At 67.1% G+C, this 11,908-nt stretch carries 7 protein-coding genes and 2 pseudogenes; 3 read left to right on the top strand and 6 right to left on the bottom strand.

Translation table 11 applies throughout. From position 1 onward, the window contains the following. Positions 1–32: 32 nt before the first annotated feature. Positions 33–341: pseudogene (sodX, locus tag AXW62_RS45535) on the bottom strand (nickel-type superoxide dismutase maturation protease); the annotation flags it as partial. 159 nt (positions 342–500) lie between these two features. Here sodX and sodN point away from each other — a divergent pair. Continuing rightward, the gene (sodN, locus tag AXW62_RS06970; protein ID WP_030823187.1) at positions 501–896 is read left to right on the top strand and encodes a superoxide dismutase, Ni; all 396 of its coding nucleotides are present in this window, start codon (positions 501–503) and stop codon (positions 894–896) included. Between the two features lie 356 nt (positions 897–1,252). On the opposite strand, the gene AXW62_RS06965 is transcribed toward sodN, so the two are convergent. From AXW62_RS06965 to AXW62_RS06950, 4 genes are all read right to left on the bottom strand, one after another. Beyond that, positions 1,253–1,831 (bottom strand): HAD domain-containing protein, encoded by a 579-nt coding sequence (locus AXW62_RS06965; RefSeq protein ID WP_060943707.1) that lies wholly within the window; start codon positions 1,829–1,831, stop codon positions 1,253–1,255. A 34-nt stretch (positions 1,832–1,865) separates the two neighbouring features. Then, positions 1,866–2,558, bottom strand: a complete 693-nt coding sequence (locus tag AXW62_RS06960; RefSeq protein WP_060943706.1) for a class I SAM-dependent methyltransferase — start codon at positions 2,556–2,558, stop codon at positions 1,866–1,868. 1 nt (position 2,559) lies between these two features. Further along, entirely contained in the window at positions 2,560–3,471 is a 912-nt protein-coding gene (locus tag AXW62_RS06955) for a phosphotransferase family protein (RefSeq protein ID WP_060943705.1), read from the bottom strand. Positions 3,472–3,547: 76 nt separating this feature from the next. After that, a complete protein-coding gene (locus AXW62_RS06950) occupies positions 3,548–4,297 on the bottom strand; it encodes a hypothetical protein (RefSeq protein ID WP_060943704.1) in 750 nt (249 codons plus the stop codon). A 222-nt stretch (positions 4,298–4,519) separates the two neighbouring features. Between AXW62_RS06950 and AXW62_RS06945 the strand changes: the two are divergent. After that, positions 4,520–5,795: pseudogene (locus AXW62_RS06945) on the top strand (NsdA family TPR-like regulatory protein). 1 nt (position 5,796) lies between these two features. Beyond that, entirely contained in the window at positions 5,797–6,327 is a 531-nt protein-coding gene (locus AXW62_RS06940) for an NUDIX domain-containing protein (protein ID WP_060943703.1), read from the top strand. Between the two features lie 155 nt (positions 6,328–6,482). On the opposite strand, the gene AXW62_RS06935 is transcribed toward AXW62_RS06940, so the two are convergent. Beyond that, complete coding sequence (locus AXW62_RS06935; RefSeq protein ID WP_214516845.1) at positions 6,483–11,585, bottom strand: hypothetical protein; 5,103 nt, start codon at positions 11,583–11,585, stop codon at positions 6,483–6,485. Positions 11,586–11,908: the final 323 nt, after the last annotated feature.

Raw genomic sequence — 11,908 nt, 5'->3', positions numbered from 1 at the left:
GGCCGCAGCCGCACCCAGGCCCGCGCGACCACCAGCTCGTCCGGCACGACGCCGAACTCCCGGCTGTCGTTCTCCACGTACGGGTTGTCGCCCCTGACCCACCAGCCGCCCTCGCGCCGCTCGACGGCGCGCTTGACGATCAGCAGGTCCTGCCGGAACGGATGGCGCAGCACCACCACGTCGCCCGGCCGCACGGGCGCCCCGTAGCGCACCACCAGCTGGTCGCCGGGGTACAGCGTCGGCTGCATCGAGGGGTTGTACACCTCCGCCAGCCCGATCCGCAGCAGCCCGCGCTGGTCGCGGTCACGCTCCTGCCCGCGATCGCCCAGCTGCTCCCGCATCACGGCACCTCCGGTCCTCAACCGCACCCACCAGGATCCCAGGCGTCCCAGCCTGGCACTGGACTTTTGACCTAAGCCCCCCGGGGCACCCGAGAAAAGGCTTCCCCCACGGAGTAATCTCGCACCTGAGAAGACGATCACGAATGGAAGGACAGCTCTATGCTCTCCCGCCTGTTCGCGCCGAAGGTCAAGGTCAGCGCGCACTGCGACCTGCCCTGCGGTGTGTACGACCCGGCCCAGGCCCGTATCGAAGCCGAGTCCGTGAAGGCCATCCAGGAGAAGTACCAGGCCAACGAGGACCCGCACTTCCGCGCCCGTGCCACCACCATCAAGGAGGAGCGCGCGGAGCTCGCCAAGCACCACGTCTCGGTGCTGTGGAGCGACTACTTCAAGCCCCCGCACTTCGAGAAGTACCCGGAGCTGCACCAGCTGGTCAACGACACCCTCAAGGCCCTGAGCACGGCCAAGGGCTCGACCGACCCGGCCACGGGGCAGAAGGCACTGGACTACATCGCCCAGATCGACAAGATCTTCTGGGAGACCAAGAAGGCTTGATCTTCGATCACGCCTTTTGACCTGCGATTTCCTTGATCGCTTGGTCTTCCGGTCCGCACCCGGTCCGCAGGCCGCCGAGCACGGCGTCCATGGCGGACCGGGTGCGGTCTTCTTCGCCCGGCCACAGGTGCTCCGCGGTATGACGACGGCGGACGCGTGCCCGAGGACGAGCCGGCCCTGCCTGACGCTCGCGCCTCCGGAGACGATGCCTCGTCCACCTCCGCTACGCCGCAGCCTCCTGCCACTGCCACCAGTGGCCATGAGGCCCGAGGAGCGCGGTCGACACCGCGATCCCGATCGGTGCCCCCCGCCACGCCTCACGACGAGAGCATCGACGCTCTTGGCTCCGGTTCGCGTCAGGCCGCTTCGGTTTCGCTCGAAGTGGCCGACGCAGCAGTCCGCACAGCGAGCAGCCGCCTGGCCCACGCTCGTGCCTCGGCCAGGTGCTCAGCCTGGAGCCCGGCGCGGGGGTCAGACTGGATCAGGAGGGTCGCCGCGCCGCGGATAGTGCGCTCTGCGGCCCAGTCGTGGTCAAGGCTGGTGAAGTCGTCGTCGATCCACACGGCGGGGGCATCGCCCAGCCAGGTGTGGACAGGATCCCGCTTCCACAAGTAACCATTGGGGTGGCTGGTGGTGATCCGGGGGCGCGGGAGGTCGACGTACGGCCAGGTGGGAAGGTCGAGGAGCGGCCCGATCAGGGCGGCGGCGTCCTGCCGCCAGCTGGTGCACCAGACGGGGGTGACCAGACCCGCACGGATCACGTCCATGAGCAGGCGGCCGTGGGCGGGGTTGAGCCAGATGGTGACTGGGTTGTCGGCGCTGCGACCGGTGGGGACGATGTCGTAGCGGACGTGGGTGGCCGGGGTCGAGCCGTCCGCGCCGGGGAAGGGGATGAGGACGCCGTCGATGTCGAGAAGCAGATAGGGCGGGCGCATTGGTTCCTCCAGGGGAAGCCAGGGCGAATGACTGTCAGAGCCTGCGAGCGCGGATCAGCAGGGCGGTGGGCCAGTGGCCCATGCGGGGGCCGTTGAACTCCTGGGCCGAAGTGAGCCAGAAGCCCGCCCGGCTGAGGTGCCTCTCCCAACGGTCGGTATCGAACTCCCATCGGGCGATGGGGAGCCGAGTGCGGTCGGGCAAGGTGACGAAGTCGCGGCGGGGCCGGTCGTCGCCGGAGGGGCTTCGACCGCCGCGCTGCGGGTGGGGGACAGAGAAGGCCAGCACGCGCCCGGGCGTGAGGCGTTGGGCGATGGCCGGGAGCAGGAGCTCGGGAGCGACGAGACCGATGGCTCCGAAGACGGAGTAGATCGCGTCGAACTGCTCGTCAGAGGCGTGCAGGCAGTGCAGGGCGTGGCCAGCAACGAAGGTGAGGTTGTTCAGCCGTCCGTAGTGGGAGCGGGCGCGGCGGACCTGGAGGCCGACCAGGTCGACGCCGGTGACGTGGGCCCCGTGGCGGGTGGCGAGGTGGGCGGCGTTGTGGCCGGGGCCGCAGCCGAGTTCCAGGAGTCGCTTGCCGCGCAGGTCGGGGCCGAGGACGTCGGCGCCGGGCCCTTGGCCGGGTCTGGTCGTCCATTCCATCCGGGCGGGTACCGCCAGAGGTTCGGCGAGTCCGGCGGCAGTGCGCTGGACGGCGTGGGCGTGCCATGGGGATGCCTGGGCGAGCACGTCAGATCTCCAGGAGGTGGAGGATGTCGGTGAGGTGGCGGCGGACGGCCTTGATGTAGGCGGGGTCCGTGGCCGGGTCGTTGATCCAGCGGACGGACTGCTCCATGAACCACTCGACGGCCCACATGCGGTGCCAGCCCAGGGCCCAGTGTTCGGCGGTGAGCCCGCCGCGCGGGGCGAGGGCGTCGGGGGTGCCGTCGGCGGTGACGTACTGCTCAAGGAAGACGCGGAGGCGGATGGGGTGCGGGGGCTCGATGGTGCCGTGCCAGCTGGCGAGGTCGAGCAGGCCGGGGCCGGTGAAGGCGCGGGCGAAGTCGAGCAGCCGCCAGCCGCGCTCGCCGATGTGGAGGCTGGTGGGGTGGAACTCGGAGTGCACCCAGCCGAACGGTTCCGTTGTTGCTCCGGCCGAGCGGGCCTCGGCGGCCTTGGCGATCTGGTCGAGCGCGTCCTCGACGTCGTCGGCGTCCTGCCACCGGTCGGCCTTGCGTAGCCGTTCGAGGTGCTCCAGCGCCCGGGACGGGAGCGTGCGCAGCCGCTCCTGGTCGAGGACGGGCAAGGGTGGAGCCGTACGGGTGCCGTGCAGGATTACGGCCGCGGCGACGCCGTCGAGGTCGTCGGCCTCGCGGACGGACGGTCCGAGGTCTTCCATGAGCATGCCGAGCCATCCGTCCAGGACGGCGGAGGCGTGGACCTGGGGGACGGGAACGCCGAGGGTGTGGGCCAGGCGGAGGGCCTGGTCCTCGTTGTCGAAGGGCTTCTTGGCGTACTTGAAGACGGCGGTGGAGCCGCCGGGAAAGGTCACGCGCTCGACGCCGGACATGGACCACGCGCGTACCTCATCTCGTACGGCGGTGGTCTGGCCGGTCGCGGTGAGCAGGTTGTCGAGAAGTTCGGCGCTGGGGTTCGTGGTCACGTGGGGGCTCCGGAGAGATGGTGGCGTCCGGGGCGGGCGAGAGATGCTGGCCCGCCCCGGAGCCTGATCGGTGGGGTTACGCGGCGGGGTTCACGCGGTGGGCGTAGACCTGCTCGATCCAGCCCGCCTTGAACGCGGCGAGGTCGTCGCGGAAGTTCGCCATCGAGGCACCGTAGGGCGCGACCACGCCGCCGGACTGGTCCGGCACGGACTGGCAGCCGTGCACGAGCCGGCCGCCGAGCGCGGCGTGGGCCTTGATGGACTCGATCCGGCGGTGCTCGTTGAACCAGCCGCCGTGGTAGACCTCGTCGAGCATCCCGCCCGTCTCGTCGTCCAGGTCGAAGACGACGGAGGTGGCGGCGGGGAAGAACCAGCACGGGCCGACGTTGGAGATGTGCCCGTCCAGCTCGACCTTGTTGAGCGCCATGAGCGTGGCCGCCTCGCGGAGCATCCGCAGGTGCTCGGCGGTGATCTGCGGCAGGCCGAGGCCGGCCAGGTGCTCCTCGCGGAAGAGGTGGGCGTACACCTCGTACGCGGTGGCCATGACGCGGGCCGCGTCGGAGGTGGACTCACCGTGGTACTTGATGAAGTCGAGCGCGAGCTGCTCGACCGCGCTCTCGGCCGTCTCGTCTGCGTCCAGGAGCTGGGCCTTGACCAGCTCCCAGTCGGCGACGAGCCAGGTGTTGGACTCGAAGCGGAAGAAGTACTCGGCCGGGTCGATCGTGATGCGCCGGCCGTCGACCTGGATGCCGGGCAGGCGGTTCCAGCGCGGGTCGAACGCCTCGGGCAACTCGACCGTGATGGCCGCGGTGTCGATGGTGGTCACCGTGTCTCCGTCTCTGTTCGGCCGGGTCCGGGCACAGGAATGCCCGAGCCCGTTGTGGGCGTACGGAACTCGGGGTGCCACCCGGACCATGGGGGAGCCTGGATCACGGTCGCGCTGTTCCGGGCGGCTACTGATAAGTGAACCCTCGATCACGCTCAGTGGGTACGGTGGGAGGCAGTTGAAGCGGTATACGCGGTTTACAGCCCCGGAGCGGAGGCGATCGTGGCAGTGCAGGGAGATCACAACACCCGTCTGCGTGACGTCATCGACGCGATCAACTGCACCTACGAGGCCCTCGCCCGAGACGTGCGGCGTATCGCCGCCGAGAACGGCGAGATCCTCCAGACCAACAAGTCGGCCATCTCGCACTGGGTGAACGGCACCCGTGCCCCGTCGGGCCGGGTAGGTCAGTACCTGGCCGAGGCGCTGTCCCGCCGAGCGGAACGGGTGATCACCCAGACCGAGATCGGCCTCCACGTCGGTGATGCCGATGCACCGGCGGAATCCGACCCCGTCCTCGCCGTCACCGACCTGGGCCGTGCCGACGTCGAACGCCACCGCTTCCTCGCCATCGCGGCCTTCACCACCGCCGGCGTCGCCATGCCGCTCGGTTACGACCACGAACCCACCGCCCGCATGCTCCGCGCCCGCACCGGCACATCCCTGGTCGGCGTAGAGGACGTGGACGTCGTACGCCAGATCACCGCGGCCTTCAGCGCAGCCGACGAGCGCCTCGGCGGCGGGCACGGCCTGACCACCGTCACCGCGTACCTCGCCGACACAGCCGCCCCCATGCTGCGCGGACGTTTCCCCAGCGAAGCCTTACGCCGGGCCGCCTTCGGCGCCGTCGCCGAACTCGCCTACCTCGCAGGGTGGAAGCACCACGACCTCGGCCAGGAAGGCGCCGCCCAGCGCTACTACCAGGTCGGCTACCAGCTCGCCTGCGAAGCCGACCCCCACGGCCACGCCGCCTGGATGATGCGCGCCCTCGCCCACCAGGCCCTGAGCCTCAGGCAGCCCCGCCACTGCGTCGACCTCGTCGAAGGCGCCCTGCGACGCGGCCTCGGCCGCACGCGCCCTGCTCGCCGCCGAGGACGCCCTCCTACGGTACGACGGTCCCCAGCCCAGCTACTCCCGCGTCAGCGGCCCCGCCGTCGGCACCGTAGCCAGCCACACCGCCCGCACCCTGACCGACCTCGCCGACCACATCGGCACCGAACAGCAGCACCGCGACGCCCTCACCCGCTGGGACCCCGCGAAGTACAAGCGCGTCCATGCCCTCACCCACGCCGACCTCGGCGACAGCCTCGCCGCCCAGGCCCGCGCTGACGAAGCCGTCGCCGCCTGGACCCGGGCCCTGGTCCTCATGGAGGGCATGACCTCCGACCGGACCCGAAAGGCGATCACCTCGATCCGCTCCACGCTCGCGGTCTACCAGCGCCGCCGCGTTCCCGGTGCCGCCGATCTCGCCCGTCGCGCCCGCGAAGCCCTCGCCTAACATGCCCAACAACCCGCCCGACGAAGGGAACACCGTGGCCCAGCCGACCGACGACCGCTCCCAAGCCCTCAAGCCGGCGCTCGAATCGATGACCCTGCTGGTCGCGGCCGTCATCGTCCACGACAAGGCCACCAACCGCGTAGTCCTCCTCCAGCGCAGCGAGAACGCGAAGTTCGCCCAGGGAATGTGGGACCTCCCCGTCGGCAAGAGCGAGCCGGGCGAGCCCATCACCGAAACCGCGGTCCGCGAGCTCTACGAAGAGACCGGCCTCACCGTGAAGCCCGAGTCCCTCAAGGTCGCCCACATCATCCACGGCGCCTGGGGCGTGGAAGCCCCCAACGGCTTCCTCACGGTCGTATTCGCTGCCCACGAATGGACCGGCGAACCCGAAAACCGCGAACCCCGCAAACACTCCCAGGTCCGCTGGGTCGACGCCACCGCCATCCCCGAAAACTTCGTAGTCACCACCTCAAACGCCCTCCACCATTATCTAGGGGGAGGCTCAGAGGTCTCCCTTGACGGCTGGCAATAGCGGTACCAACCGCCCCCGACTATTGCCAGGGCGACCGTTCGCAATAGGCGGTCGCCCGCCACGGTGGTTCGCGCGTCGTCAAAGTCAAGCCCGTCGCCTCCGCGCCCAGCGATCCGGAAGTCTCACGAGGGGTCTGACGGGTCCCTGAGGCATCATCATCTGCTGTGCGGCGCCAGCCCCTTATTTCCGGCGACGACCAAGGAGTCGACAAGCATCTGCCACTCGCCCAATTCACCGAGTTCCTCGGCCGTCCTACGAATTTCCTTGAGCCAGCTGTTCGAGAGCCACGACTGCTTGACCGTGACACGGCCGTCTTGAATGCAGAGGCCGGAAACCCAGTACACGCCACGGGTAGCCTGGACTTCCTCCGGGAGCTTCCGCAGGATTCCGATGAGCGCGTCAACGGACTTGGCCGTCCCACGAGCGGCCGGCAGCCAATCGTCGATCAACTCAACGAGGTCCTCAGCGCGGACCCAGTCGACAGGTTCACCGACGACCTCGTTGTACAGGCCCTGCGTCCATGGAAGAGGGTCCGGCAGCAAGGAAGCGGCAGCCCAGTCACCCCAATGATGGTCACGGTAGGGGCTCGAGCCGTCGCTGAGGTAGCCAATGGCATGGCGCAACAACAACGGCCAGACACCTCGGGCAGCTTCAGCCAAGCGTCCGTTCTCTGCACCTACTGCGGCAAGACCATGGAGAAAATTCGCCATTGGCCCTGCATCTTGGCGCAGGACATCGAGGTGCTCGAGCACTGGTCCGGCGTCACCGTTCTTCGCGAAGCCTTCGAGCAGGGCCCGTGCGGCAACGAGGGTGTGCATCCCTCGGTCGTCCGCGGTCCAACCTTCCTTCTCCTGGGCAACCATGGCGCATCGCTCGACGTCGAGAAACGCGGCGAGGAGCGCGGCTGCGTCGTCGGTGCAACAGTGGTCCGTCGACGCCGCCGCCCCGAGTCCGCGAATGGCTGCGTCCAGAACCGCGATGTCAATGGAGTCACCAGATAGTTCCTGGAGGCGTTCGGCGACGTCGCCAGCAATCTGGACATGCAGCCGTCGCTGTCCTTCCTGATCCCACGGACCGATCTCTGCGCCACGGGCGGTCTCAAGCAACCAGTTCAACACAGTCCGGTGGATGCAAGGATCGAAGTGGCATGGAGACCTCCAGACGACATCGCTTCCACGCGCCAGGTACAGCCGAGTCTCCAAGGACGCCTTGCCTGCCATCGCAAGACCAGCCTGGGCAACATCGTCGGTCGAGACATCGGCCCCTTCCAGCGGTGCGGCCAGTGCGGGTGTGAGGAACGCTGGCAGGGCTTGAGCCACAGCTCGATCGGCACTGAGGTCGAAGTACTGGTCCTCGTGGCTCTGATCCTGAGCGTCCTGGAACGACGATGCGATGCCGATGACGAGCTCAGTTGCGAACTGCTCTTCGCAGCCCAGCGCCTCCAAATCGCCAGCACAGGCTCGTTCGACGGCTGCTCGGACGACGTGAGCAACAACGTCTACAGGCCGGTTCGGCATCAGGTCTTCATCGGCTTCGACTAGGGCACGTCCTGCCGCTAGGTCCGCAGCGATCTCCTCCGACGAGGGCAGCCAGTACTCGGTGTCACGCTTGGCCGACCCCCAGTACCGATTCTGGAGGCGCAGGCTGGTCTGCACTACCTCCTGATGAGCCTCATGCGCTTCTTGCGCGGCTTGCAACTCAGACGGTGGTTCGACCTCGATATAGACCTCATCCCCATGCCGCCTAACTCGATATTGATCCGGATTAAGGCTGGCGGCCCAGTTCTTCGTATACTCCTGGCTAATGCCCAGCCGGTCGCCGTTTTCGACAAGCTTGTCAGCGACCTTCTTCAAAGTCTGGGCACGCTCCTTCCCGCCGTGCATCATCAGCCACATGGCCACCTCGCGCGGGGTCCACTGGCGACGCTCAAGGTTTGCGAGCCCTTCGGTTGCTGCCCGCCGCCCTACGTACTCGCTCGTCCTGCGTCTGAACTCCAACCGCCATACGACAGGTTCGGCGAGAAAACGGTCGAGCTCGTTGCCAACTTCCTCAATGTGGCGCACTAGCAGACCGAATAGCATCCCCGGCATCGCCAGGTTCTCGCAGCCGTTCAAGAGAGCCTCGACAACCACCCCCGGTGGCGCACCCTGGCTCAACCATGTGTCGGCAAGACGCTCCACCGCCTGTAGCGCGCTCATGGCCGAGTATGGGCCAACTGAGGTCCCCCGATACCAGCTCCACACATGACTGTCGCCGATGTACAGGCGGGCGGTGCCGTCAAGATTCAGGACCGCACCGCGGTCTTCACCTTCTCCGCTCTCTGTATCGCCATCAACACTCTCGTTCCGGGCGTGGACGGGCCCAGCAAACGCGTCAGGCGAACTAAGCCGCGACAGCGTCGCTGCGCGCGCCTGCGCACCGCTGTTCAGAATGTCGTTCAGCACCCGCACCGATGTCGGCAACGGCGCTGTCTGGACCAGCTGCCAGAATCCACCGAAGTAGTACTGGAAGAACGGTGGTCCGAAACCTGTCCACCGACCCTGATGCCCCCGGACACCTTCATCTCGGTGCCAGCTCGGCTCGTCGTCGATGTAGTAGGCCGTCATCAACGCCGCCAGTAGCTCTGGGTCCTTCTGCGCCAAGGCTCGGGCGCTCAGCGGCGAGTCCACGGCCGGAGCCAGGAACGCTGGCGCGTCGTCCGCGATAGCCCGAAGGCACGCTTCGACGGCATCATCGATGTCCGGACCGAGCAGGGCCAACGTTTCGACGAACTCTTCCTTCGTCAGGTGGTAATCCAGCTCGCGTCGGCGTCGCCGACGCTGCGGCATCCACCCAGACGGTGTCTCCCCGCCGTTTCTGCGTAGAGGGAACGACTTCCAGTAGGCAAGGAGACGGTCCCGAAGCCTGATTCGTAGTTCGTTGCCAGCCGGAGCGTCCGCTATGGACAGGGCTTGCAGCCAGTCCGCGAGCAGTTCGAACGACTCCTTCGACACGTCCCACGGCTCTTTTTCATCGAGGAGGAGCTGCACAACGGGGTTTGTGACTAGACGGTCGACCAACCCGTTGACCTTATGTCGCTGCTGAACAACTCGAACTGCGTCGCCGAGCACCAGGCCGACCGACTGGTCCGAGCACGCTGACTTCAGGCATTCGTACCCGAATCGTGTCTCCAGTACCGCCTCCACCGGAACGTCAGTCCAGCGGGGTCCGCGTGCTGCCGCGAATGCCTCGAATTGCGAGCTCAGTTCGATGAACTTCCGGACAGGCCGAGCGTCAGGTGCTTTCAGTAGTCCCTCGCACGCAAGAGTGGCGGCCGACAGCGCCCACCGAGGTGCTCCCGCTGACTGCAGCAACTCGGTGGGGCTCTGACCACGGACGAGAAGAATGGCGGTCGCGTACCGCCGGACTTCGTCATGTGCAAATTCCGGCTGAGTCCGATACCGGCTCGGTGGTGCGAGCAAATGATCCCGACGCAGCGCGTCGACCGCTGCAGCATCGACGCCTGCGCCTGGTCGACGGTCCTCGGGCAGCTTCATGGTCTCTGCGGCTACTGCGAGCAATGTCTGTTCGCGTGCCTCCGCCGAGCCGACACCGGGCCGCCCATCGCCGCGAGCAATCCGGCTCCACACCAGATCAAGGCATTCCCACTCACCCAGTGAGCTCTCCGGCTCTGCCCCGGTCCGAGCCAGAAGGTCCAGTACAACGGGCCTTCTCAGCAGCGAGTTCGCGGGCAGGTCTCGCAGGACCGTACGCAAAAGCGGGAAGTGGTCTGAGACAACGGAGATGTCCTCATCGCCCAACGGCCGCATCTCGAAAGATGAAATGGACTTCGCGAACCCCAGCTCCACTTGTTCCCGCACGAAACCCAGTGCCACGTCAGATGTCACCACAACGAGTCCAACACCCGCCGCAGCCGCTGCCAGCACCAGGTCACTCAACAGGCCGGCAGACCGCTCCAGAGCAGCATCAGCCGCGTCGATGACCAGGACCCGAGACGGTGCCGATATCTCCGCGAGCACATCCTCCAGCGACATCCCGAGCGCAGCCCGCAGTTCCAAGCTCGACTGCGGCAGGCCGCGGAAGTTCACCACCACGCCCTGGAATCCGGTGGGGTCTTCGGCTTCCAACTCTGCGACAGCCGACAGCGTCAGCGCACTCTTACCGATGCCCGACTCGCCGGATACCAACAGAGCCGAAACACGAGTACCTGCATCGCTCAAGGCCCCAGCAAGTTGCTCGCGGCGGTCGGCGAACGAGATCTCGACCGGCCCGCCAGATGCCTCATCACCGATCGTGGTCCGCACGCGGGCAACAGCCAGCTTGCGTTGTTCAGCGAGCACTGACCACGCGTGCCGGCTTCGAGTCGCGGCCGAGTCCAAGAGCACGTGCATGTCACGGCGAAGCACCTTGAGGTCCACCACGGCGCCCATCGCGTCGTAGCGGGTTGCCTCGACCTCGAGCTGGTTCCGGACCACCACTCCGTCGGTGGCAGCCGAGGCCACGCCGTCCAGCGACGTTGCGACCGCCGCGCGGTCACCTTCGTCCGGGCTCTGGACCGCGAAACTGAGGATGTGCAGCCGACCAAGCAGCCGCCACGCCAGCCGCAGGACCTCTTTCGGTGCTGTGCCGTCTTCGACGGCCTCCTCGACCACCTTCAGAAAATGCTTCTGCCGCTCACGCACCGGCTTCGACCAGCGGCCATCGACGTCCATGGACGCTTGGAATGACTCCGGGTCGGCATGGGCCCGCGCGATATCGCAGAGCGTTGCGAGGTGGTCCCACTGATTGGACCGGTCGGCGGTCGCGACGGCGACCTGGTGAGTGTCCGTGTCGAACTTTTCGACTTCGGCAAGCAGCGACCCGACGAGCTTCACCGTCTCGTCATGGCTCCGGACGAAGTTCGGCGTTGCGCGGCATGCCACGGCAAGGGTGACCTCGCCTGACTCATCGCCGCACTCAACAAGAAGGTCATCTACCGGATGCGCCGGACCAGTTTGGAACGACACCCTCCAGACCGGCAGCTCAGATGCCTCCGTCCGTCGTACACCGGTCAACATGCCAGCGAGATAGACAGCCGCGACGCGATGCGCGAACGAAACGCCACCGCCGCCCGTCGCGTAGGTGCTCGATCCTCGCCCACTTTCACCGGTTGCGGCGGTGGCGCCTCCGGCGGTCGCGTCCTGAGGAGCAGCGACGGGTCCAGATGCCGTCTCGCCCTCGGACCGAGCAGCAGCATCCGGGGCAAGAGGCTCGTTCATGTATTCCTCGGTGGCGTCGTGCTATCAGTGGCCGCACGGCTCACCGTAGCGGTGCGTCGTCAACCGTACAGCGATATATCGCATCAATCCCTGCCCAGTCCACACACAGTCCGCAGGACACCCGATCAAGACCATCGCGCCCCATCGCCATCCATCACGAAAAGGCCAGGTCAGCAACCTGCAGTGATCATCTCCGCAGGTCACCGACCCGCCCCGTTACCAGGAGACCAAGAAGGCTTGATCTTGGATCATGCCCCCTCGACCCGCGATCTCCTTGCTTGCGGGGTCTCCCTCTCCGCACCCGGTCCGCAGGCCGCCGAGAA

This window comes from Streptomyces hygroscopicus subsp. hygroscopicus, from assembly GCF_001553455.1.
Classification (GTDB): Bacteria; Actinomycetota; Actinomycetes; order Streptomycetales; family Streptomycetaceae; genus Streptomyces; species Streptomyces hygroscopicus.
The sequence above is the reverse complement of the archived record's forward strand: the minus strand, read 5'-3'. Positions and strand labels throughout refer to the sequence as shown.

Bases quoted from the DNA above. Each gene is read 5' to 3' on its own strand.
- sodN (WP_030823187.1), top strand. From the start codon at position 501: ATGCTCTCCCGCCTGTTCGCGCCGAAGGTCAAGGTCAGCGCGCACTGC.
- AXW62_RS06965 (WP_060943707.1), bottom strand. From the start codon at position 1,831: ATGCGCCCGCCCTATCTGCTTCTCGACATCGACGGCGTCCTCATCCCC.
- AXW62_RS06940 (WP_060943703.1), top strand. From the start codon at position 5,797: ATGCCCAACAACCCGCCCGACGAAGGGAACACCGTGGCCCAGCCGACC.
- AXW62_RS06935 (WP_214516845.1), bottom strand. From the start codon at position 11,585: ATGAACGAGCCTCTTGCCCCGGATGCTGCTGCTCGGTCCGAGGGCGAG.